The sequence below is a fragment of the Pseudomonas sp. MYb327 genome (assembly GCF_040438925.1).
GTDB lineage: Bacteria > Pseudomonadota > Gammaproteobacteria > Pseudomonadales > Pseudomonadaceae > Aquipseudomonas.
In genome coordinates this window covers 2,074,506-2,097,074 of record NZ_CP159258.1, presented here as the reverse complement: position 1 = coordinate 2,097,074, position 22,569 = coordinate 2,074,506, and the positions used below count along the sequence as shown (strand labels likewise).

Below are 22,569 nucleotides of genomic sequence, written 5' to 3'. Positions count from 1 at the left end.
CGTCAGGGCCATCCCTCCGCTGAAAACGACTATATAGTAATACTAATTACCCAACAACACTTCCAAAGCGGCGGATTTGCGCTTATGTTACGCCTCAGCAGAAACAATATAGTCATACAATAAGAGAATCGATCATGTCTGATAAGAAACCCACCCTGCGCTCCGCCCAATGGTTTGGCACCGCCGACAAAAACGGCTTCATGTACCGCAGCTGGATGAAGAATCAGGGCATCGCCGACCACCAGTTTCACGGCAAGCCGATCATCGGCATCTGCAACACCTGGTCGGAACTGACCCCATGCAACGCGCATTTCCGCCAGATTGCGGAGCATGTCAAACGCGGGGTGATCGAGGCCGGTGGCTTCCCGGTGGAATTCCCGGTGTTCTCCAACGGTGAATCCAACCTGCGCCCGACCGCCATGCTGACCCGCAACCTGGCGAGCATGGATGTCGAGGAAGCGATTCGCGGCAACCCGATCGACGGTGTCGTGCTGCTGACCGGATGCGACAAAACCACTCCCGCGTTGCTGATGGGCGCGGCCAGTTGTGACGTGCCGGCCATCGTCGTTACCGGCGGGCCGATGCTTAACGGCAAGCACAAAGGCAAAGACATCGGTTCCGGCACCGTGGTCTGGCAGCTCAGCGAACAGGTCAAGGCCGGCACCATTACCATCGACGATTTCCTCGCGGCCGAGGGCGGCATGTCCCGCTCGGCCGGCACCTGCAACACCATGGGTACAGCCTCGACCATGGCCTGCATGGCTGAAGCGCTTGGCACTTCCCTGCCCCACAACGCGGCGATTCCAGCGGTCGACGCGCGCCGTTATGTGTTGGCGCATATGTCCGGCATGCGTGCGGTGGAGATGGTTCGCGAAGATCTGAAGCTGTCGAAGATCCTGACCAAGGAAGCTTTTGAAAACGCCATTCGCGTCAACGCGGCCATCGGCGGTTCGACCAACGCGGTGATTCACTTGAAAGCCATCGCCGGCCGTATCGGCGTGGAACTCGACCTTGACGACTGGACCCGCATGGGTCGCGGCATGCCAACCATCGTCGACCTGCAACCGTCCGGGCGTTTCCTGATGGAAGAGTTCTACTACGCCGGCGGCTTGCCCGCGGTGTTGCGTCGCCTCGGCGAAGCCAACCTGATTCCCAACCCCAACGCCTTGACCGTCAATGGCAAGTCTATCGGCGAGAACACCAAGGACGCGCCGATCTATGGCGAAGACGAAGTGATCCGCACCCTCGACAACCCGATCCGCGCCGACGGTGGCATTTGTGTGCTGCGCGGCAACCTGGCGCCACTTGGTGCCGTGCTCAAGCCGTCAGCGGCGACGCCGGAACTGATGCAGCATCGCGGCCGTGCGGTGGTGTTCGAGAACTTCGACATGTACAAGGCACGGATCAACGACCCGGAGCTGGACGTGGATGCCAACTCGATCCTGGTGATGAAAAACTGCGGGCCGAAGGGTTATCCAGGCATGGCCGAAGTCGGCAACATGGGCCTGCCGGCCAAATTGCTGGCCCAGGGTGTGACGGACATGGTGCGCATTTCCGATGCACGCATGAGCGGCACGGCATACGGCACGGTGGTCTTGCACGTAGCGCCCGAAGCGGCGGCTGGCGGACCATTGGCGACAGTGAAAGAAGGCGACTGGATCGAACTCGACTGCGCCAGCGGCCGTCTGCACCTGGACATTCCAGACGCCGAACTGGCCGCGCGCATGGCCGATCTGCAACCGCCACAGCAACTGTTGGTGGGTGGCTATCGTCAGCTGTACATCGACCATGTATTACAGGCGGATCAAGGCTGCGACTTCGACTTCCTGGTCGGCTGCCGCGGGGCTGAAGTGCCGCGTCACTCGCACTAACCCGCTGCTCCCGCTCCCCTGTAGGAGCTGGCTTGCCAGCGGTGGCGGTGGAACAGTTAGAACTTATGTTGACTGATTCACCGCCATCGCTGGCAAGCCAGCTCCTACAATTAGTTCTTCTCCTGATTCAGGACGGTGCCAGCTCTGGCGACCGTCCTCGCCGCGCCTGCTATCATGCGCGGCATCTCCATCGCACAGGACCGCGCCGTTCCCCATGGATTACCGCAAACCTTCCGACCGCAAAAGCATGCACTCGCGCATCGTCCAGGAACTGGGCATGCAGATCGTCTCCGGACGCTTCCAGCCCGATGACAAACTGCCCGCCGAAGCCCTGCTCTGCGAGGAATATGCCGTCAGCCGGCCGGTATTGCGCGAGGCCACTCGGGTACTTGTGGCCAAAGGCCTGGTGTATTCGCGCCCACGGGTTGGCACTGTGGTCAAGCCACGCAATGACTGGCACATGCTGGATCCGGACGTGCTGCACTGGTTGATGCAAAGCAGTCCGCAGAACGAGTTCTTCGATCTGCTCACCAGCGTGCGCAGCATCATCGAACCGGCCGCCGCCGCCCTCGCCGCGCAATTCGCCACCGACGCCGACATCGCCTCCATCGGTGAAGCGTACCAACGCATGGAAGCCGCGCCGACCCCGGAAGCCTTGCTGCAGCCGGACCTCGATTTCCACAGCCGCATTGCCGACGCGACTCACAACGACTTGTTGGCCAACCTGTGCAACATGCTCTCGGTGGCGATTGCCGAAGCGTTGAAGCATTCAAACCAGCGGCCGAATCTGCATGAACTGGCGTTGCCGCGACACAAGGCGATTCTCACCGCGATCGAGAATCGCGATGCCTTGGGCGCACGGCTTGCCACGTTGGTGCAACTGGATGATGCGCGCAGTGCGTTGAATGTGGTGCTGGGCAGCGATCCCGCATAAAACGCAAACCCTGTAGGAGCTGGCTTGCCAGCGATGGCGGCATATCAGCCACATTGCCGTCGACTGTTGAACCGCTATCGCTGGCAAGCCAGTTCCTACAAGGATTATGGTTATCTGCAGATGTAAAAAAGCCGCAACCCAAGGTTGCGGCTTTTGTGTTTCTGATCCTCGATCAGTGAGCGAACAACGAATTGCCCTTTTGCCCCGCCAGTTTCTCCGGCTTGATCAGGAACCGCGCCAGTGCTGGCAACAGCCACAGTGCACCGAACATGTTCCAGAGCAGCATGAAGGTCAGCATCAGGCCCATGTCGGCCTGGAACTTGATGGCCGAGAAGATCCAAGTGCACACGCCGATGGCCAGGCACAGGCCGGTGAACAATACGGCTTTACCGGTGGACTTCAGGGTCTGGTAGTAAGCCTCTTGCAACGGCAGGCCAGCACGCAGGAAGCTTTCCAGGCGGCTATAGATGTAGATGCCGTAGTCCACGCCAATCCCCACCCCAAGCGCCACGACCGGAAGGGTCGCGACTTTCACACCAATGCCCATGAAGGCCATCAGGGCGTTGCCGAGCACCGAGGTCAACACCAGCGGCAGCACAATGCAGAGGGTCGCTGCCCAGGAACGGAACGTGATCATGCACATGGTTGCGACGCAGATGTACACCAGGATCAGGATCGTCAGTTCGGACTCTTTGATCACCTCGTTGGTGGCGGCTTCGATGCCAGCGTTACCGGCGGCGAGGATGAACTCCAGGCCCTCCTTGTTGTTTTCCTTGGCGAACTCTTGCACCGCATGCACCGCGCGATCCAGGGTTTCAGCCTTGTGATCGTTGAGGAACACCAGCACCGGCGCCAGGGAGCAACTGTTGTTATACAAGCCGTCAGCGCGAGCGATGGAGTTGTTCAGCACGTCAGGGTTACGCGACAGGGTTTCCCATTTCAGGTTGCCTTCGTTCATGCCCTTGATCATTTGCTTGGAGACGGTCACCAGGGAAATCGCCGACTGCACGCCTTCGGTGTTCTGCATCTTCCACATCAGTTCGTCGATCGGCGCCATGGCTTCGTAGCGCGAGCAGCCTTCGGACTTGGTCTTGACCATCACCACCAACACATCGGAACTGGTGGAGTAGTTGCTGATGATGAAGTTGTTGTCCTTGTTGTAGCGCGAATCCGGACGCAGCTCCGGCGCGCCCTGGTCGAGGTCACCGATTTTCAGGTTCTGGCTGTACCAGAGGCCGCCGCCGAAGGCGATCAGTGCCAACAGGATCGAGACCGGTGCGACTTTGGCACTGGCAAAGTTCGACAGCAGGCGCCAGAACGGATGCTCGCGAGTCGCGTCTTTCTTACTGCGGGCTACGGCGCGTTTGCTGATGCCGACATAGGAAATGGCTACCGGCAGCAGGATCAGGTTGGTGAACACGATCACGGCCACGCCGATGGACGCGCCGATGGCCAGTTCACGAATTACACCGATATCGATGATCAGCAGCGTGATGAAACCCACCGCGTCCGCGAGGATCGCGATCATCCCCGGCAGGAACAGTTGGCGGAAGGTGCGGCGCGCTGCCGTCAGGGCGTTGTCGGCCTCACTGGATTGCAGGGCAATACCGTTGATCTTCTGTACGCCGTGGGAAATACCGATCGCGAAGATCAGGAATGGCACCAGCATCGAGTACGGATCGAGCCCGAAGCCGAAGAAGTGCATCAACCCCAGCTGCCAGACCACCGCCACCAGCGTCGTACTCAACACGGCGACGGTACTGCGCAGGCAGTTGGTGAACCACAACAGGAGAATCAAGGTAATGACGAAAGCGATGCCGAAGAACATCACCACCATCACCAGGCCATCGATCAGGTCGCCGACCTTCTTGGCGAAACCGACGATGTGGATCTGTACGTTGGGGTTCTGTTTCTCGAACTTGTCGCGGATCTTTTCTTCCAACTCGTGGGAGAACTTGCGGTAGTCAAGCGCCAGCAGCTTGCCCTGGTCTTGCGGGTCCGGGTAGGACTCCAGCAATGGAATGTCGACGATACTCGACTTGAAGTCGTTCGCCACCAGCCGCCCTACCTGCCCGGACTTGAGCACGTTGTTGCGCAGCAGGTCGAGGCTGGCCTGGGAGCCGTTGTAGCTCTGCGGGATCACTTCACCACCGGCGAAGCCCTCCTCCGTCACCTCGGTCCAGCGCACGCTCGGACTCCACAGCGACTTGAGGCCGGAACGGTCAACGCCGGAGATGTAGAACACCTCATCGTTGATCTGACGCAGGGTCTCCATGTATTCCTTGGAGAAGATGTCGCCGTCGGTGGCTTCAACGGAAATTCGGACGGTGTTGCCCAGGTTCGCCAGATCGTTGCGGTGCTCCATCATCTTTTGAATGAACGGATGCTCGAGCGGGATCATTTTTTCGAAACTGGTGGACGGCCGGATCAGCGTGGCCTGCCAGAACAGGAAGACACTGACCAGCAGGCAGATCGTGATCACTGCCGGACGGTTGTTGAAAATCAGGCGTTCAAGAAACGTCGCCTTGTCCTGGTGATGAGTGCTCAAGGAAGTCATAGCTCCGCCTTCTTATTATTAACCCGGCTCATTTGCCCAGCTCAGCGCCGTTTGGCGAAGTGGCGCGAACGCCGCCCTGTCCAGCCACAATCAGATTGCCATTGCCCGCAGCGACGACCGAGGATAGAGAGATACGGTCCCGGCGGTTGAAGACGCTGAAGGTCTCGCCGTTGTCGCTGCTGCTGATCACCGAACCGCCGTTGCCGACGATCACGATCGAACCGTCATCGAGCAGCGTGCCACCGGACAGACCGAATTCCAGGTCACCGCGTTCAGCCTTTAGCTCGACCTGTTCCCAGGTGCTGCCGAAATCCGTGGAGCGGTAAAGATTGCCGCGCAGGCCGTAGGCCAACAGCGTATTGGCTTGCGCGGTACCGATCACACCGAACAGCGAACCTTCGTACGGACCTTCGAGTTTTTCCCAGGTCTGGCCCCAGTCAGCGGAACGAAACATGCTGCCCTGCTCGCCAACGATGAACAGCCCGGCATCCTTGACCGCCGTGATGGCGTTGAGATGGAACTGGTCCTCGTTGTCGAGGCGATCGCTGACGTCTTCCCAGTTTTTCCCGCCGTCAGTAGTGGCCATCAACGCACCATAGGCGCCCACGGCAAAGCCGCTGTTGGCGTCCTGGAACCAGACGTCGAGCAGCGGCGATTCACGTTTCAGGTCTTCGAATTGCTTGGTCCAGGTGACGCCACCGTCCTCGCTCGCGAGGATCTGCGCATCGTGACCGACGGCCCAGCCGCGCTTGTCATCGACAAAGAACACCGAGGTCAGCAGTTGTCGCGTTGGCACCTTGGCCTGGGTCCAGGTCGAACCCTGATCATCGGAATAGAGAATGTGCCCGCGATCCCCGACGGCCACCAGGCGCTTGCCGGCGTGCGCGATATCGAGAACCAGGCTTTTGCTGGCCTTGGCCGATTCAACGGAATAAACAACATCGGATGCCGGCGCATCAGCGGCCGACGCCGATGCCGACCACACGGCACAGCCCAACAGCGAGAGCGCTGTAGCCAGCAACGCGAATTTGCGTAATGCCGGCGGGCGGCAGATACCCACACCCATGACAGGCTCACTCATAGACCTTCCCCCATTATTATTGTTAGGTCATTCAACCTTTCAGGGCGCCGTAAGGGGTGCTCTCGGGATCACCTGTTTCAGAGCATAGTCTTGAAACCCGCAATCCAGAGCCCCTTCGGAAGCTGGCTTATCCTATCGGTGTTTTTGAAGGGCTGACAATCGACGGCACGTTATCTTTTGTTAACCGGAGACATAACGGGGATGGGTGAATGGCGGGGTATTTAGAGGGGTGATGACAACCCCCTGCAGGAGCTACCGCAGGCAGCGCCTACAAGGGCCGTAGCGCCGCGGGCTATTGAATAGCCCGCGGCATCAGCATCAAGCCAGGCTTTTACTGACCACTTCAAACACATCGCTGGACAGTTGACCCGAAGCCCGAATCCGCTCCAGCTCGCCCTTCATCAACGCCTGACGCGCGTCGTCATACTTGCGCCAGCGAGTCAAAGGCGCCAATTGGCGAGACGCGATCTGCGGATTAAACCCATTGAGCTCAATCACCAGATCCGCCAGGAAGCGATACCCCGAACCATCCGCCGCATGGAAGTTGATCAGGTTCTGCCCGGCAAATGCGCCGATCAGTGCCCGCACCTTGTTCGGGTTCTTGATGTTGAACGCCGGGTGCTGCATCAACGCCTTGACCCGCTCCAGCCCGCCCGGCAGCACACTACCGGCCTGGACGCTGAACCATTGATCCATGACCAGCGGGTTGTCCTTGAAGTGTTCCGCAAAACTGGCCAGTGCCTTGGCTTTCTGTTCTTCGAACGGCGAGTTGACCAACACGGCGAGCGCGGTCAGGCGTTCGGTCATGTTGTCGCAGGTATCGAATTGTTCCAGCGTCGCCGCCAGCACTTCAGGCTTGCCGCTGAGCATCAGGTACGACAGCGCAATGTTCTGCAAGGCGCGACGGGCGAAATGCTCGGCTTCGGCCACGTACGGGGTTTGCTTCGACAGGTCGCGGTTGGCCTGGTAACGCAGCCACAACCCTTCGAACAACGCATCGGCCAGTTGCTTGCGGGCAAACTCGCGGGCGGTGTGAATGGCGTCGACGTCGGCGACTTCACTGATTTCGGTCAGATACGCTTCGCTTGGCAGCGAAAGCATTTCGGCGACCATCGCCTGATCCAAAGACTCATCGGACAGCACGGTGCGCAGGGCCGAAACCAGACGCTGATCCAGCACCAATGTTGCGCCCTTCTGCTGCTGGGCGATCAGTTCTTGCAGCACCTGTACCGACAACTGCTGGCCGGCATCCCAGCGGTTGAAACCGTCGCTGTCGTGCTGCATCAGGAACATCAGTTGATCGCGGTTGTACGGGAAGCTCAGTTTTACCGGCGCCGAGAAACCACGTAGCAGCGAAGGCAGCGGCTGTTCGGCGATGTCGACGAAGGTGAACGTCTGCTCGGCTTCGGTTACCGAAATCACTCGGGAAGTGCCTTGCGCCGACGCTTCACCGGCTAGACGCAGGGCCATTTCACCACCCTTGCTGTCCAGCAGACCCAGTTCGACCGGAATCACGAACGGCAGTTTTTCAACCTTGTCCGGGGTTTCCGGGCAGCTTTGACGGAAGGTCAGGCTGTAGGTTTTGGCTGCCGCATCGTAGGACTCGCTGACCGCCAAACGCGGCGTGCCGGCCTGGCTGTACCAGCGTTTGAACTGAGTCAGGTCCACGCCGTTGGCGTCTTCCATGGCCTTGATGAAGTCATCGCAAGTTACGGCCTGACCGTCGTGGCGATCAAAGTACAGGTCGCTGCCTTTGCGGAAGCCTTCGGCGCCGAGCAAGGTGTGGATCATACCGACCACTTCCGAACCCTTTTCGTACACGGTCAGGGTGTAGAAGTTGGAAATCTCGATGAAGCTGTCCGGGCGCACCGCGTGAGCCATGGGTCCTGCGTCTTCGGCGAACTGGTGGGTACGCAGGTACGCCACGTCCTGAATGCGCTTGACCGTGGCCGAGTTCATGTCGGCGGAGAATCCGGAATCACGGAATACCGTGAAACCTTCCTTGAGCGACAACTGGAACCAGTCGCGGCAGGTCACGCGGTTACCCGACCAGTTGTGGAAGTATTCGTGGGCGACGATGGCTTCAACCCGCTGGTGAGCGGCGTCGGTAGCGGTCTCGGCCTTCGCCAGCACCGCGCTGGAGTTGAAGATATTGAGGCCCTTGTTCTCCATGGCGCCCATGTTGAAGTCATTCACGGCAACGATCATGAAGATGTCCAGATCGTACTCGCGACCGTAGACCTCTTCGTCCCAGCGCATGGATTTCTTCAGGCTGTTCATAGCGTGCTGGCATTTGTCGATGTTTTCCGGCTCGACATAGATGCGCAGCGCCACGGTGCGCTCGGTCATGGTGGTGAAAGTGTCTTCGACGCACCACAAATCACCGGCCACCAAGGCGAACAGGTACGCCGGTTTCTTGAACGGGTCTTCCCAGGTTGCCCAGTGACGGCCGTCTTCGCCGGGACCGGAGGCAATCGGGTTGCCGTTGGACAGCAGCACTGGATAGCTGTGTTGTTCGGCGACCACGGTGGTGGTGAACGTGCTCATCACGTCCGGACGGTCGAGGTAATAGGTGATCTTGCGGAAACCTTCGGCCTCGCACTGGGTGCAGAACATAGTGCCGGACTTGTACAGGCCTTCCAGCGCGGTGTTGGTTTCCGGGTGGATCTTGACGCTGGTATCGACCGTGAACGTGGTGCTGGCCGGATGCAGGGTCAGATGATTTTCGGTCAACTGATACTGCGCTGCAGAAAGCTCCTGGTCGGCCAGGGTGACCGACAACAGTTCCAACTGCTGACCATCCAGCACCAGCGGCGGCAAGCCCGGGCCGCGCTCGGGGTTGCGGCGCATCACCAGTTGCGCATGGACCAGGCTGTGGTCCTCGAACAACTCGAAGGTCAGGTGCGTTTCGTCGATCAGGTACTCAGGCGCCTGATAGTCCTTGAGGTAGATCATCTTCGGTTGTTCGGTGCGCATGCTGGAGTCCTTACTGATGCACGGCGAGTTGATAAGCCGTGTATTTACGAATGTTGATCACGCCGGTATCGAAAATCAGGTATTGGCCCTTGATCCCCATCAGCGTGCCTTCGGCAATCGGATTCTTGTCCAGGTTGAAGCTGACAATTTTCGCCGGGTACTGCTCGACCGGAAAGCGGATTTCGAGCGGTTCGACATCTGCAATCGTCTGGATTGCCTGGAGGCCGAATCGTTCCTGCAAACCTTGCAAGCCCTCGGCGCAGCTGTCGAACAACTGGTCACGAATCTGCGGCAGGTCCACCGACACCGCATCGCCCTTGAGCAAGGCCCGCCAGTTGGTCTTGTCCGCAACCTGGCTGCGGAACAGGTCTTCGACGAAGCCTGACTGCTGGCGGGTCGCGACGCGCATGATCGGCAACGCCTGACTGGCGCCCTGATCAATCCAGCGGGTCGGCATCTGGTTGGCCCGGGTGATCCCGACTTTTACCCCGGAGGAATTCGACAGGTACACGATGTGATCCGTCATGCAGAACGTCTGGCCCCACTCCGGCTCCCGACAGGTGCCAGCGTCGAAGTGGCAGCGTTCCGGGCTCATGATGCACACGTCGCACTGGGCCAGCTTGGTCATGCAGGGGTAGCAGTAACCCTGGCTGAAACTGGTTTTGGTCTTGCGTCCGCAATGGCTGCAGTGGATCGATCCCAGGTATTCCAGACGCACCGTGGTGCCGATCAATGGATTGACCGGAACCTCGACGTCCCCCAGACGAAATGCGTATTGCACGTTCGGCCCGTCCAGGCGCGCCGACATTTTACTGATTGCACCGCGGCCAATCTCGATCAATGGATGGCATCCGACTTGAACAGGATATTCGGCACTTGAATCGACTTGGAGCTGCATTCCTGCGGACCCATGTAACCCGTACGCTCTTCTTCGGGAAGGTTCTTGATTTCCCAGGCGATCATCGCTTGGAGCGACAGTTCACGTTGTTCGGCGGTGAGCTTGCCACCGTCGGACCATTTACCGATTTCCACCGCCAGTTTCAGGCTTTGGTAGATGTCGGGGGTGATGTTCTTGATCATTTCGTTAAAAGACGACATTGGGTCTCCGCGCTCTTTAATTCATATAACTGTTTAGGCGGCCAGTTTACGGCGGTTGTACAAACCACCCAACAAACCGGTCAAGCATCCGACGAGCAACCCGCTGACGTGGGCCGCGTTGGCAATTTCTCCGAAGCCGATCATCGAGACCAGCCCGGACAGGCACAGCAGCAGCCAGATCAGCATCATCGCCAATACCCCACGGGGCAGGCGATAGGCGGTGTTCGGCGAAAAAATCTGAAAGATCCAGCAATGCCCGAGCAGGCCGTACAACACCCCGGACAACCCGCCAAACAGGGTCGGCCCGCTGAAAACAAACTGGGCATAGTTTGAAACGAGGCTGAACAGCAAGGTCAGGCCGATCAGGTTGACACTGCCCTGGCGCGATTCGATTCGCCGCCCCAACTCCCAGTACCACATGCCGTTCATGGCCAGGTGCAGGATGCCGAAGTGAATCAACATCGGCGTCACCAACCGCCACCACTGCCCCGCCGCCAGGCTATTGGCCAATGGCACAAAATGGATGTACTCGCCAACGACGCGATAGTCGAGGAATGTCAGCCAGCGCATCGTTTCGAGGTTGTCGCCCAACAGCGTTACTGCGCCAACGATAATGGTGAGCAGCAAGACCAGTGTGGTCGCCTTGCCGTGCCGAACCTGCGAGGCGAAACTTGGCCGGCGAGCCTGCTGAGATACCGGAATGTGCAGTTTTTCATCGGGATCGCCCGCCGGAAATCGTTCGTACAAGACGCGCACGTCTTCGCTGATATTCGCCGGCACCCACAACACCTGCTCGCCCGCTTCTTCGCTGACCCGATGGGGTACCTGCATGCGCTGCAGCAGTTTGACGAATCCGCTCAAATCCACCGCCAGCGGCAGACGCAATACCGCGATGGCCGTCATTGCAGCACCTCCGGTCGCTCAACATCGACCCAGACAAATTTATGGGGATCGAGACGGCTTTCCTGATCCAGGCGATAGGCGACCAGCTTGCCGTAGAGCACGGCGCTGTAATCCAGACAGGCCAGGTTCGGGCGGATCGGCGCCGGTTTGCCGCTGCGCCAGTAATGGCCGACGAACAGCAATGGCTCGTCGATGCCGTAGCGCAGCAAGGTGTTTTTTTCGCTGGAGGACAGTGGCGTTCGGGCCACGGGATCCGGCAAGGCGTCTGGCTGGAACACGATGTCTCCGTAGGTTTGCGGGTCGTCTTCCCAGAATTTAGTGCGAAAGAACGAACGCGTCAGGCCATCGCCGCTGGTCATGGTCAGGCCATGGGGCAAGCGCATGTCGGTGCCGCGCAGCAGCCGGTCGAACACGGTGCAGGCAAAGCTGCCCGGAATGGCCGACGACTGGAGAAAGTGCTCGTCGACGCACCCATTGGGGAACAACGCGCGCAGCGGCTCGATCAAGCCGGCGTCCCAACAGGCATGCACCACGCGGAAACACCCGGCATCGACGAATAACGGTAGCTCATAGAACCACTGCTGGAAGTCATGCCAGTCGCCCGGATGGTTTTCGAATTGGGTCAGGGTTTCATGCAGCAAACGGGCATGGCGCGGTGTGTGTTCGCGCACGAATTGCTTGCCGCTGCCGGGCAGTGCCGGTGTGGCCCAGCCCAAAGCATTGAATTCATGGTTGCCCATGATGCACAGCGCCTGACCGGCCTCGACCATGTCGTGCACGATGTGCAGCGCCTCGCGAATCCGCGGGCCGCGGTCGATGATGTCACCGACGAACACCGCCATGCGCGAGGCATGGCGCCAGATGCCGCCGTGTTTTTGATAACCGAGCCGGTCGAGCAAATGCTCAAGGGTCAGAGCGCAACCGTGCACGTCACCGATCAGGTCGTAGCTACGCGCGGGATCGAGCATCAGTCGCCTCCACCACCCAACTTGCTGCCCCAGCCGAGCTTGGTTCGGCAGACTTCATAGTAGTTGTGGTCGAGCGGGTGAATCAGGCGCAGCTTCTGGGCCTTTTTGCTGACGGTGATGGTGTCACCTGGCGCGCAGGTGAAATGGTTTTGACCGTCACACGAGACTTGCGGGTAGATCTGCATATCCTTGGACACGACGATTTTCAGCTCACTGTTGCCATCGACCACGATCGGCCTGCCCGACAAGGTATGGGGGTACATCGGCACAATCACAATAGCGTCGAGCTTGGGATGCATGATCGGGCCGCCCGCCGACAGCGCATAAGCGGTCGAACCGGTCGGCGTGGCGACGATCAGGCCGTCGGCCTTCTGACTGCAAACGAACTGGCCGTCGATATACAGCTCGAACTCGATCATGCGGGTCGATTTGCCGGGGTGCAGCACTACGTCGTTCAGTGCATCGCCCTGACCAATGGCCTCGGCGTGGCGGCGGACTTCGGCTTGCAAAAGAAAACGGTTTTCCACCAGGTAGTGGCCGTCGAGCACTTCGGCGACTTTGACTTCCAGCTCATCGGGGCGGATGTCCGTGAGAAAGCCCAGGCTGCCACGGTTTATGCCCAGCACCGGGATATTGTGCTTGGCCAGCGCACGAGCCGCGCCAAGCAAACTGCCATCACCGCCGACCACGATGACCATGTCACAGACTTCGCCGAGCATCTTGCGCGATGAGGTTTGCAAACCATGGCCCGGGAGCACCTCGGCGATGGTGTCTTCGAGGATCACGTGCAGGTGACGATCGAGCAGAAAGCGTTTCAGTCGGCGGACGGTATCCAGCACCTGAGAACTGCCCAGGCGACCGATGATGCCGATATTACGAAATTGCTCCATGGGGCTCCTAATGAAGGGCAGCGACGGTGAAAAGGAGGATTATGGGCGAAAGCGCTGCATAGACAAAATCCTTTCAGCCTCAAGGTGTGCTCGCGATTCGGGCTATGCTCGCAAGATGATCCTATTTCCAGATTTGCTGCAGTTACCCCACCAGTTGCGCCACCCTGAAGTGCGCGACCTGGCATGGGTCATCCTGGCGCCGCCGATGCTTGGCGCCACGCCGTGGCCGCAACGTCATCCGCTGGCCGGCAGCGACTGGGTGCAGGCCCCGGATCTCCTGGAACACTGGCTGCGAAAGCTCGACCGCGACAGCTACGGTTTGCTGCACTGGCTGGCCCAGGCACGCACCCGGCGCCTGGGTTTGTACTACGAACGGTTATGGCAATTTGCCGTGCAGCACGCGCCCGGCATCGAGTTGATTGCCGCCAACATGCCGATCCGCCGCGAAGGCCATACGCTGGGCGAGCTGGACATGCTGCTGCGTGATCGCGACGGCGTGCATCACCTGGAACTGGCGATCAAGCTTTACCTCGGCCCGCAAAATGGTGACGGACATGACGCCGCGCAGTGGCTCGGCCCGGGTTGCCACGATCGGCTGGATCGTAAACTGGCGCACCTGAGCCAGCATCAACTGCCGATTTCCGCGCGACCAGAGAGCCGCGAAGTGCTGGCCGCGCTGGATATTCAGCAGTTCAGCGCCCATTTGTGGCTGGGCGGCTATTTACTCTATCCATGGCCGGGACAGGCGGCATCGCCCAGTAGCGCACACCCACAACACTTGCGCGGTCGCTGGCTGCACCAAAAGGATTGGCCGGAGTTTTTCGCGCAGAGCCCGCCTGGCCGTTGGCAACCCCTGCCCCGCCATGCCTGGCTGGCGCCGGCGCATTATCCAGCGGAGCAAACCTGGAACGATGAACAATTGGATGCCTGGCTGAGCGAACTGGAGCCGCTGGCACCGGCGCAATTGCTGGTGCGATTGACGGAAAATGCTTTGGGCGACTGGGAGGAAGCGGAACGGTTGTTCCTGGTCGCGGATCTTTGGCCGAATGTACCGGGGCAGGGTTGAGTCACAATCGAATCACATGCCCCTCCCCCGGCGCGACCTGTCCACCGACTGGTCAGCCCTTCGTAATCCGCAGCATCAAAGCTTTTTGTGCTGTTCGACCCACTTCCCGTAGGCATCGATAAATTTCTGCAAGAACGGCCTGACCGATTCGGACAGGTTACCCGCTTCATCGAACGCCGAACCAGCGCCGCCCAGGTAGGCTTCCGGTTGCTGCATCATCGGCACATCGAGAAACACCATGGACTGGCGCAAGTTGTGATTGGCGCCAAATCCACCGACCGCGCCCGGAGAAACACTGATCACCGCACCCGGCTTGCCACTCCAGGCACTCTGACCGTAGGGACGCGAACCCACGTCGATGGCGTTTTTCAACGGGGCTGGCACCGAGCGGTTGTATTCCGGGGTGACGAACAGCACTGCGTCGGATGAGCTCACCTGTTGCCGGAAAGTACTGTAGGCTGCCGGCGGTGAAGCACCATCAATGTCTTCGTTGTAGAGCGGCAGATCACCGATTTCGACAATGCTCAGCTTGAGATTGGCCGGCGCCAGATCTGCCAGCGCCAGGGCGACCTTGCGGTTGATCGATGCTTTTCGCAGGCTGCCGACCACTACGGCGACGTTATAGACATTGCTCATGGAAGACTCTCGATTGTCCGTGGGAGGAGCCTGTAGTTATAGATGATCAGGTGAAGGTTCAACCAGTGAACGTAGGTATATCTGCGCCCTGATTATTTTTTATATGTAGGAAAACTTACCGTACTTGGTGGCGGTCTATCCAACCGCACATGAGTGATTTATCTCCAGAGGTTCTAAGCAGATGGCAGCAGTACTCGTCGGTCAGTTCCATGCAAGAGACGCGGAAGGCCGCATTTATTCCGTACATGAGTTCCAGGAATCCACCCCGCCGGCCGATGGATTCGCACCCGTCACCACCTACAAGCTGGCCATTGGCGATCGCGTAAACAAGGTTGATGAAGATCAATTTCTGCTGGTGCAATCGGGCGTGACCATCATCCGTGAGCCGGTCACGCACGTCGCTTCATAACTCGACGTTATGAGCAGAAGTCATATGCGCGGACTTGGGTTAGGATTCAGCCACTGACTCCATCACCCTGCTGAACATGGACTTCACGCATGCGCTTACGCCATATCGAAGTGATCCAGGCGCTCCTGCAGACCGGTCACCTGGGCACCGCCGCCGAATGGCTGCAGTTGCCGGTGGCCGAAGTCGAGCGTATTTTGCGCGACGCCGAGGATCAGCTGGGTTTCATGCTGTTCTCCAGCGTTCGCGGACGCTTGCAGGCCACGCGTGAAGCCCGGGCGTTGCAGGTCGAAATTACCCGCGTCTACGATGCGCTCGAACCACTGCAGCGCCTGGCCAGCAGCCTCAAGCAATACCTTGCCCCGCCGTTACGCATCATCTGCACCCCGCCCCTGGCCCAACAATTATTGCCGCAAAGCATCGCCGCGCTGCGCCGACGCCTACCCGACGCGCCTTGTACACTGTTGAGCCAACCCACCCGTGAGATCGTCCGAAGCCTGCTGCTGCGTGAAAGCGATCTCGGTCTGAGCCTGCATGATCCGGAGCATGGTGATATTCAGTGTCAGGCGATTGCACAAGGCAAATTGCAACTGCTCGCCCCACACGGTTGGCTGCAACCAAAGCAGAAATACATCTCGCTACAGGATCTGGCCGGTCAAGCGATGGTCGGCCTCGAAGGTCATGACCCACTCAGTCCGGCGCTCGAAAACAAACTGCATGCGCTGCGCCCGGCGCCGGTCATCCAGACCCGGGTTCAGACACACCAGATGATGCGCAGCATGGTCGAGGCCGGTGAAGGCCTCGCTATTGTCGACCCCTTCACCGCCCTCGGCGCGAAGTCGGTGGGGCTCGACGCCTGCCCGCTGGCACCGGCGGTGCCGATCAGCCTCTACGCCCTGACCCTGAAAAACGGCGAGCCCTCACCCGCCATTCAGACCTTGCTGGCGATCATCACGGAACAAGCCGCGGCGATGCTGGTGAGCTGATCGGGTTTTCCAGCGGGTTATCGAACAATCGGTACCAAAACAGCGCCACTTCGGCAGTATTGGGATCGATGCCGCGATAGCGCAGATGGTCGATGCCCCCAATCACATATCCGCAACGCTCATACAGCCGGCAGGCGCCCAGATTGTTGTTTTGGGTTTCGAGCATAATGCCCGGCAGTTTCTTCTTGCGACTCCAGAACTGCGCCACATCCAGCAGCGACTTGGCCACGCCATGGCGTCGCGCCGGTGCGTGCACCGCCAGTTCGTCAATGTGGGCAAAGCCGTTCCAGTTGGTGCTGATTACCAAGTGGCCCACCGGTTCATCGTCCAGATATGCCATGAAAATCGCACTGTCGGCGGCGTCGCGAAAGCTGCTGAACTCCTCGGGATCGATGCCATAGCACTTGCGATAAGGGGTGATCGGCGTGACCCGCCACTGCTCCACCGGCTGGCCTATTTCGGGAGTACCGTAGGCGGCGACTTCAAAACTGAAATCGCTACCCCATATGTACGCGGCAAAGCCTTCGTCGGCCACGCGCACCGACAGCCCTGGGTAATTCGGATTTATAACCGGTTGCATACTGGGAAAGGTCCTCATTCCTTGATGCAATCGACGGTGTAATGCCGCCCATTGCCCTCGTCTTCGTGTTGCAAGCCGTGCACATCAGCGACAAACCCCGGGAAGCTGCTGTCGAACGTGCGAGCAAATGCCAGGTAGTCGATGATCGAACGGGTCGACTCGGTAAAACGTTCGCCGGGCATTATCAACGGAATCCCCGGCGGATAAGGCACCAGCATGACGGCGGCGATACGCCCGTGCAGAGCATCGATCGACACCGCTTCGACTTCGCCACGCACCAATTGATCATAGGCGTCAGCCGGCTTCATGGCGATTTCCGGCAGCACCGTGTACATGCGTTTGAGATGCTTGGCTGTGGCGTTGCTGCGATAGCAGGCATGCAGTTGATCGCACAAGTCGCGCAGGCCCATGCCCTGATAGCGCGCGACATTCTGTTGCGCCACGCAAGGCAGGCACGTGGCCAGACTGACGTTGGCGTCGTAACTGCGCTTGAATTCCAGCAACTCGGTGAGCAGCGTGCTCCATTTGCCCTTGGTGATGCCCATGGAGAACAACACCAGGAACGAATACAGGCCGGTCTTTTCCACCACCAGCCCGCGTTCCCAAAGGAATTTGCTGACCACCGCTGCGGGAATCCCACGCTCGCTGAGTGCGCCGCCCGCGGTCAGCCCCGGCATCACCAGGGTGACTTTGATCGGATCGAGCAGCACATAATCGTCAGTCACGCCACCAAAGCCGTGCCAGTCGGCCTCCGGTTGCAGCAGCCAGTCTTGCGTCACAACACGGTCGATACCCTCCACCGAAGGAGGCTGCCAAATGGAAAACCACCAATCGTCAGCGGCAATGTGCTGGCGCAGATTGGCCAACGCCCGGCGAAAACTCAGGGCCTCGTCAAACATTTCCTGCAACAGCGAACGCCCGGCCCCGCCCTCCATCATGGCCGACGCCACATCCAGCGAGGCGATGATGCCGTATTGCGGCGACGTGGAGATGTGCATCATGAAGGCTTCGTTGAAGCGATCACGGTCGAGTTGCCGGGCGCCGCCGTCCTGAACATGAATCATCGACGCCTGGCTAAACGCCGCCAACAATTTGTGCGTGGAGTGTGTGGTGAACACCAACGGGCCGTCGTCACTGCGGGACGTGCCCATGCCGTAACGCCCGGCGAAAAATTCATGGAACGCCGCGTAGGCGTACCAGGCCTCGTCGAAGTGCAACACCTCGACACTGTTACCCAATTGCTGCTTGATCAGTTCGGCGTTGTAGCAGAGCCCGTCGTAGGTTGAATTGGTTACCACCGCAAGTTTGACCTTGGGCGCCCGGCCCCGGGTCAACGGACTGGCGTCGATCTTGGCTTGAATCGATTCGATGCTGAACTCACTGAGCGGGATCGGGCCGATGATGCCCAGTTCATTACGCTCCGGACACAGGTACAACGGGATGGCACCGGTCATGATGATCGAGTGCAACACCGACTTGTGACAGTTGCGATCCACCAGCACGAGGTCATCGCGAGCGACCATGGAGTGCCAGACGATTTTGTTGGCGGTCGACGTGCCGTTAATCACAAAAAAGGTGTGATCGGCGCCGAAGTTTCGCGCCGCACGGGCCTCCGCTTCTGCCAATGGCCCGGTGTGATCCAGCAACGAACCGAGCTCCGGTACCGAAACCGACAAATCCGAACGCAGGGTGTTCTCGCCGAAGAACTGGTGAAACGCCTGACCCACTGGACTTTTGTGATACGCCACGCCACCGCCGTGGCCGGGGGTGTGCCACGAATAATTGGAGTCGGCGGTGTGCTGCACCAAGGCTTTGAAGAATGGTGGCAGCAAACCATCCAGATATTTGCGCGCGGCCCGGGCCACCTGACGAGCGAGAAATGGCACGGTGTCTTCAAACAGATAGAGGATGCCGCGCAGTTGATTGAGTTCAGCCATGGCGTCGGCGGGCGCGTTTTCCAGAGTCACCTGCTCACCCAGGGCAAAGATCGGCAGATCGGGGGCACGCACTCGCGCCAGACCGATCAGTTCGGCCATATTCTGCAACAAATGAGAGTGGGCGCTGGCATCTTCCGCCGCGATCAACATGCACGAGAGGCCGTGATGAGTCGAAGCAACAAGACGCCCTTCGGTGTAGTCCACGGCCGAGACAATACTGAAACCTTCTTGCTCCAGTTCCCGGGCAATCCCCCGCACACGGTCACCGGCGACAGTGTCGGCCTTGATGTCGCGGTGGACGATCAGGACCGGAAATTTCAAATCTTTGTACATGAGGCTCAGTATCCTGAGGCGGCAGATCAGAGCCTGCCAATCACCTCAGGGTAGAGGGTTGAAGCGGATGTGGCGAGCGGGATGCCCGATACCGGACGATGAGCGCACCATTTTGAAGCGTGGAAGCTTGCTCTCGCTCGACTGCCCAGCTGTCGTAAAACCTGCGAATCTGCTGCCAGTGAAAAATACGGGGAACGCTTCGCTACCCAGCGGGAGCAAGCTCCCTCGCCACAAAAACGTGTGTTTCTATGCCTGAGCTTCAGCTTCAGCCAACTGCACCCACAATGCCGGGGCACCGGCAGATTTGGCGATGACCTCCATGCGCGCTGCATGTCGGGCCAGATCGTCTTCGTTGGCGCGGATGATGCGCGTTAGCTGACGATCGGCCGGCAGGCGACGGATTTCCGTGGCCGAGTTATCCGCACCCTCACCGGGACCATTGCCATCGGACGCATTACCGGCCAACGACAGGCTGGTCTGGCCGCCAGTCATGGTCAGGTAAACGTCGGCGAGAATCTCGGAGTCGAGCAAGGCGCCGTGCAATTCACGGCCGGAGTTATCGACGCCATAGCGTTTGCACAAGGCGTCGAGGCTGTTGCGCTGCCCCGGGTGACGTTCCCGGGCCATCATCAGGGTGTCGAGGATCGAGCAATGTTGCGTGATGTCCGCACGATCGTGCTGGCCCATCAGGGCGAATTCGTTGTTGATGAAGCCAACGTCGAACGCCGCGTTATGGATGATCAGCTGCGCGCCCTTGATGAATTCGAAGAATTCTTCGGCCACTTCAGCGAATCGCGGCTTGCCCACCAGAAACTCGTTGGTGATGCCGTGGACGCCGATGGCGCCTTCATCACTTTCGCGATCCGGTTGCAGGTAAACGTGGAAATGTCGGCCGGTCAGGCGTCGACCGATTAACTCGACACAACCGATTTCGATAATCCGGTGGCCGTCGGTTACCGGCATGCCGGTAGTTTCGGTATCGAGTACTACCATCCTGTTAGCTGTATTTGTGTAAACCGTCATCGCATAGCCACCTTTAAATACGCGCTAAATCTTAACATACCGCAAGAAATTCACAGCAACGACCAATGATCAGACGTAAACGGTGCCGAGCGTTCCATCAATGTACGCCAAGGTGTAAATATGGCTTTTACGATCAAAACTTTCATTGCTGCAGACGGTGAACGATTTTCTCAGCTCTACGAGGCTAGCGAACCGGGCTTTCCGCTGTTCTACCCAACTGCCTACATTGCGCGATCGATCAGACCATCCACGACCCACGAAACGCAGAAGGTCTATCTCGCAACGATCAAGCGAATCTGTGAGTGGGAGTTCAGCAGGAACATTGATTTAGCTACTTGTTTTCAAAGCCTGAAATTTCTCAGCGCTGCACAGATTGATGACCTAGCGGACTTTCTGCGTGCCAGCAAGCTGGGTAGTAAGGGAAGCGTCATCAGCAGCCCCAAGTACAACACGTATTTAGCGTATGCAGCAGACTACATAAGCTGGCTTGCGCAAGAGGTCATAACTGATTCCAACACGAGCAACGTCAAGGATGCCATCCAGGAACAGAAAAAGAAGCTGCTGAACAAGAAAAGGCGCAAGGCCGGTTCTAAATCCGCGCGAGATCGACGAATTGTGACTACGAAGTTGCCTTCTGAATCTCGCAACAGGTTGTTGGATCTGTTCGATCAGCCTTTTGATAGTTTACGGAAACCGCAAGACCGTGGATCAAGACTGCGTAATGTTGTCATGCTCCGTGTTCTTTACGAAACGGGTATGCGGTCCGGCGAACTACTGAGCTTGAAACTCAGGCACCTCATAGAGGCAGGGGGCGATGACAGTGCTTACCTTGATATTGAGCTTAACCACCATGATGCGGTTGACACTCGGCTACATCAACCCGTTGCCAAAACACTAGGACGCAGAGTTCCGATATCACGAATCCTCGAAGAGCAACTAATAAACTATCGAAACAATTGGAGAGCTGAAGTACCCAGGGTCGGGTTCTCGGATCAGGATTTCATTTTTGTCGTCCACCGTGGCGGACACAACCAAGGCAAAGCGCTACCCAATACCGCGTTTAGCTCGGGACTAGCGAACCTTAAACACATTTTTAACTCCCTCACTCCAATTCATCCCCACTTATTGCGACACGACTGGAATTACCGTTTTTCAGAGCAAGTAGATAAAGAAGGCATGCCGTTTGAACAAGAACGGACCTTAAGGGAGCAATTGATGGGTTGGGAACCAGACTCACCTATGTCAAGGCGCTACAACCTCCGCCACATCGAGCAAAAATCGCTTGAAATTGGTTTTAAAATTGCCTCTGACACAAGGAAGATTTTCTAATGAAAAAAAAAGTTCTTTTTGCAGACACCCACGAATTGTTAGAGGCTGATCTCAAACGAACAGAACGCGCCGCTCTACAAGGGGCTTCGTTTTACTGGGAAGGTGAAGTTCTAGCCCATTTAGGGGGAACTAGTTTCTTCATGACCAAAGCGCTTTCTCAAATGAGCTCATCCATGAAAGCATCATTCAAACAACAAGTGATTTCCTTCATAGATCAGGGAGACTATGCAACCAGCAGCTATGTCGGTTTTTTTTCAATGCTTCAGTCGCTCCTAAACTCAATTTCCACAAGCTCCTTTGATTTAAACTGGATAGCGCAAGCACTTGAAAACTCAGGATTCCGGCGCAACAAAAAAATGATGACCCGATTTTTGCTACAGTGGCGGGAGCGAGATAGCAATATCATCGATCAAGATGTTTTGAGCTTTCTAAATGATGCTTCCCCCCATCGCAATGGTCCTCGCCATGTACTCTCTGACGATCCCGAGAAGAGCTGGCTCACCAATGAGGAGTATGATGGTCTACTCTCTGTCGTGTGGAAAAATTACGATAACGGCACCAGTTGCACCCAAGTGACGCTCATTAAGTTGCTATCAATGCAATATGCTCGGAGACCCATACAGATTGCTTACTTAAAAGTTGGGGACATTTGCAACTCAGACAGCCTAGGCAACATAGGACATTACATTGATTTTCCCGGCGCAAAGGACTTAGCCGCCGAGACTTCTTTTCGCGATAGTAAGCCCGAAACTCACCCGCTACCTGACCACATTTGGGACTTATGCTGCATACAATTACAGGAAGTGAGAGAATTGTATGAGAATGTTCTAAGCAGAACACTAACGGACGATCAATTTAAAATACTGCCATTGTTTTGCAGCAAAAGACGCATTAAGGAGGCTCAACAACTCATTGAGACTCGCCACCAGTACAACCTTTTGGACCACTTAGGCAGCGAGCTTTTACATCTGCCAAAGTGAAATATTGGTAGAATT

19 protein-coding genes are annotated in these 22,569 nt (G+C 58.0%); 7 read left to right on the top strand and 12 right to left on the bottom strand.

From position 1 onward, the window contains the following. Positions 1-134 precede the first annotated feature (134 nt). Complete coding sequence (locus ABVN21_RS09370; protein WP_339554562.1) at positions 135-1,871, top strand: IlvD/Edd family dehydratase; 1,737 nt, start codon at positions 135-137, stop codon at positions 1,869-1,871. A 214-nt stretch (positions 1,872-2,085) separates the two neighbouring features. Next, complete coding sequence (locus ABVN21_RS09365) at positions 2,086-2,805, top strand: FadR/GntR family transcriptional regulator (protein ID WP_339554561.1); 720 nt, start codon at positions 2,086-2,088, stop codon at positions 2,803-2,805. A 172-nt stretch (positions 2,806-2,977) separates the two neighbouring features. On the opposite strand, the gene ABVN21_RS09360 is transcribed toward ABVN21_RS09365, so the two are convergent. The 8 genes from ABVN21_RS09360 to ABVN21_RS09325 form a co-directional block, all read right to left on the bottom strand. After that, positions 2,978-5,362, bottom strand: a complete 2,385-nt coding sequence (locus ABVN21_RS09360) for an RND family transporter (RefSeq protein ID WP_339554560.1) — start codon at positions 5,360-5,362, stop codon at positions 2,978-2,980. 28 nt (positions 5,363-5,390) lie between these two features. Then, the gene (locus tag ABVN21_RS09355) at positions 5,391-6,443 is read right to left on the bottom strand and encodes a YCF48-related protein (protein WP_339554559.1); all 1,053 of its coding nucleotides are present in this window, start codon (positions 6,441-6,443) and stop codon (positions 5,391-5,393) included. Between the two features lie 318 nt (positions 6,444-6,761). Beyond that, positions 6,762-9,419 (bottom strand): aminopeptidase N, encoded by a 2,658-nt coding sequence (pepN, locus tag ABVN21_RS09350; RefSeq protein ID WP_339554558.1) that lies wholly within the window; start codon positions 9,417-9,419, stop codon positions 6,762-6,764. Positions 9,420-9,429: 10 nt separating this feature from the next. Beyond that, positions 9,430-10,260 carry a DUF2797 domain-containing protein gene (locus ABVN21_RS09345; RefSeq protein ID WP_339554557.1) on the bottom strand — a complete coding sequence of 277 codons (831 nt, stop codon included), beginning with the start codon at positions 10,258-10,260 and terminating at the stop codon, positions 9,430-9,432. After that, complete coding sequence (locus ABVN21_RS09340; RefSeq protein ID WP_020799300.1) at positions 10,257-10,517, bottom strand: DUF1315 family protein; 261 nt, start codon at positions 10,515-10,517, stop codon at positions 10,257-10,259. Before ABVN21_RS09340 ends, ABVN21_RS09345 begins: the two co-directional genes overlap by 4 nt. Before the next feature lie 33 nt (positions 10,518-10,550). Next, positions 10,551-11,420, bottom strand: a complete 870-nt coding sequence (locus ABVN21_RS09335; RefSeq protein WP_339554556.1) for a rhomboid family intramembrane serine protease — start codon at positions 11,418-11,420, stop codon at positions 10,551-10,553. Continuing rightward, on the bottom strand, positions 11,417-12,388 hold the full coding sequence (locus ABVN21_RS09330; protein WP_339554555.1) for a metallophosphoesterase: 972 nt from the start codon (positions 12,386-12,388) through the stop codon (positions 11,417-11,419). The genes ABVN21_RS09335 and ABVN21_RS09330 overlap by 4 nt, the downstream gene beginning before the upstream one ends. Further along, positions 12,388-13,278: an NAD(+) kinase gene (locus ABVN21_RS09325; RefSeq protein ID WP_034146463.1), complete on the bottom strand. Its 891-nt coding sequence runs from the start codon at positions 13,276-13,278 to the stop codon at positions 12,388-12,390. Before ABVN21_RS09325 ends, ABVN21_RS09330 begins: the two co-directional genes overlap by 1 nt. Positions 13,279-13,393: 115 nt before the next feature. Here ABVN21_RS09325 and ABVN21_RS09320 point away from each other — a divergent pair, with 115 nt between their 5' ends. Further along, the gene (locus ABVN21_RS09320; protein WP_339554554.1) at positions 13,394-14,344 is read left to right on the top strand and encodes a DUF1853 family protein; all 951 of its coding nucleotides are present in this window, start codon (positions 13,394-13,396) and stop codon (positions 14,342-14,344) included. A gap of 75 nt (positions 14,345-14,419) precedes the next feature. On the opposite strand, the gene ABVN21_RS09315 is transcribed toward ABVN21_RS09320, so the two are convergent. Next, positions 14,420-14,980, bottom strand: a complete 561-nt coding sequence (locus tag ABVN21_RS09315) for an NADPH-dependent FMN reductase (protein WP_339554553.1) — start codon at positions 14,978-14,980, stop codon at positions 14,420-14,422. Positions 14,981-15,161: 181 nt separating this feature from the next. Between ABVN21_RS09315 and ABVN21_RS09310 the strand changes: the two genes are divergently transcribed. Together ABVN21_RS09310 and ABVN21_RS09305 are read left to right on the top strand one after the other, a co-directional pair. After that, positions 15,162-15,389 (top strand): hypothetical protein, encoded by a 228-nt coding sequence (locus tag ABVN21_RS09310; RefSeq protein WP_339554552.1) that lies wholly within the window; start codon positions 15,162-15,164, stop codon positions 15,387-15,389. Between the two features lie 89 nt (positions 15,390-15,478). After that, the gene (locus ABVN21_RS09305) at positions 15,479-16,372 is read left to right on the top strand and encodes a LysR substrate-binding domain-containing protein (protein WP_339554551.1); all 894 of its coding nucleotides are present in this window, start codon (positions 15,479-15,481) and stop codon (positions 16,370-16,372) included. Here the strand turns inward: ABVN21_RS09305 and ABVN21_RS09300 are convergent. The 3 genes from ABVN21_RS09300 to dnaQ all read right to left on the bottom strand — a co-directional run bounded on the left by ABVN21_RS09300 (position 16,338) and on the right by dnaQ (position 20,215). Then, entirely contained in the window at positions 16,338-16,952 is a 615-nt protein-coding gene (locus ABVN21_RS09300) for a GNAT family N-acetyltransferase (protein ID WP_339554550.1), read from the bottom strand. The two genes, ABVN21_RS09305 and ABVN21_RS09300, sit on opposite strands and share 35 nt — an antisense overlap. A 14-nt stretch (positions 16,953-16,966) precedes the next feature. Continuing rightward, complete coding sequence (locus tag ABVN21_RS09295; protein ID WP_339554549.1) at positions 16,967-19,222, bottom strand: Orn/Lys/Arg decarboxylase N-terminal domain-containing protein; 2,256 nt, start codon at positions 19,220-19,222, stop codon at positions 16,967-16,969. A gap of 246 nt (positions 19,223-19,468) precedes the next feature. Next, the gene (gene dnaQ, locus ABVN21_RS09290; RefSeq protein ID WP_339554548.1) at positions 19,469-20,215 is read right to left on the bottom strand and encodes a DNA polymerase III subunit epsilon; all 747 of its coding nucleotides are present in this window, start codon (positions 20,213-20,215) and stop codon (positions 19,469-19,471) included. A 150-nt stretch (positions 20,216-20,365) separates the two neighbouring features. On the opposite strand from dnaQ, the gene ABVN21_RS09285 reads away from it, so the two are divergent. Beyond that, complete coding sequence (locus ABVN21_RS09285) at positions 20,366-21,574, top strand: site-specific integrase (protein ID WP_339554547.1); 1,209 nt, start codon at positions 20,366-20,368, stop codon at positions 21,572-21,574. After that, positions 21,574-22,554, top strand: a complete 981-nt coding sequence (locus ABVN21_RS09280; RefSeq protein WP_339554546.1) for a hypothetical protein — start codon at positions 21,574-21,576, stop codon at positions 22,552-22,554. Before ABVN21_RS09285 ends, ABVN21_RS09280 begins: the two co-directional genes overlap by 1 nt. The last annotated feature ends 15 nt before the right edge of the window (positions 22,555-22,569 follow it).

Bases quoted from the DNA above. Each gene is read 5' to 3' on its own strand.
- ABVN21_RS09370 (WP_339554562.1), top strand. From the start codon at position 135: ATGTCTGATAAGAAACCCACCCTGCGCTCCGCCCAATGGTTTGGCACC.
- ABVN21_RS09365 (WP_339554561.1), top strand. From the start codon at position 2,086: ATGGATTACCGCAAACCTTCCGACCGCAAAAGCATGCACTCGCGCATC.
- ABVN21_RS09360 (WP_339554560.1), bottom strand. From the start codon at position 5,362: ATGACTTCCTTGAGCACTCATCACCAGGACAAGGCGACGTTTCTTGAA.
- ABVN21_RS09355 (WP_339554559.1), bottom strand. From the start codon at position 6,443: ATGAGTGAGCCTGTCATGGGTGTGGGTATCTGCCGCCCGCCGGCATTA.
- pepN (WP_339554558.1), bottom strand. From the start codon at position 9,419: ATGCGCACCGAACAACCGAAGATGATCTACCTCAAGGACTATCAGGCG.
- ABVN21_RS09340 (WP_020799300.1), bottom strand. From the start codon at position 10,517: ATGTCGTCTTTTAACGAAATGATCAAGAACATCACCCCCGACATCTAC.
- ABVN21_RS09335 (WP_339554556.1), bottom strand. From the start codon at position 11,420: ATGACGGCCATCGCGGTATTGCGTCTGCCGCTGGCGGTGGATTTGAGC.
- ABVN21_RS09330 (WP_339554555.1), bottom strand. From the start codon at position 12,388: ATGCTCGATCCCGCGCGTAGCTACGACCTGATCGGTGACGTGCACGGT.
- ABVN21_RS09325 (WP_034146463.1), bottom strand. From the start codon at position 13,278: ATGGAGCAATTTCGTAATATCGGCATCATCGGTCGCCTGGGCAGTTCT.
- ABVN21_RS09320 (WP_339554554.1), top strand. From the start codon at position 13,394: ATGATCCTATTTCCAGATTTGCTGCAGTTACCCCACCAGTTGCGCCAC.
- ABVN21_RS09315 (WP_339554553.1), bottom strand. From the start codon at position 14,980: ATGAGCAATGTCTATAACGTCGCCGTAGTGGTCGGCAGCCTGCGAAAA.
- ABVN21_RS09310 (WP_339554552.1), top strand. From the start codon at position 15,162: ATGGCAGCAGTACTCGTCGGTCAGTTCCATGCAAGAGACGCGGAAGGC.
- ABVN21_RS09305 (WP_339554551.1), top strand. From the start codon at position 15,479: ATGCGCTTACGCCATATCGAAGTGATCCAGGCGCTCCTGCAGACCGGT.
- ABVN21_RS09300 (WP_339554550.1), bottom strand. From the start codon at position 16,952: ATGCAACCGGTTATAAATCCGAATTACCCAGGGCTGTCGGTGCGCGTG.
- ABVN21_RS09295 (WP_339554549.1), bottom strand. From the start codon at position 19,222: ATGTACAAAGATTTGAAATTTCCGGTCCTGATCGTCCACCGCGACATC.
- dnaQ (WP_339554548.1), bottom strand. From the start codon at position 20,215: ATGGTAGTACTCGATACCGAAACTACCGGCATGCCGGTAACCGACGGC.
- ABVN21_RS09285 (WP_339554547.1), top strand. From the start codon at position 20,366: ATGGCTTTTACGATCAAAACTTTCATTGCTGCAGACGGTGAACGATTT.
- ABVN21_RS09280 (WP_339554546.1), top strand. From the start codon at position 21,574: ATGAAAAAAAAAGTTCTTTTTGCAGACACCCACGAATTGTTAGAGGCT.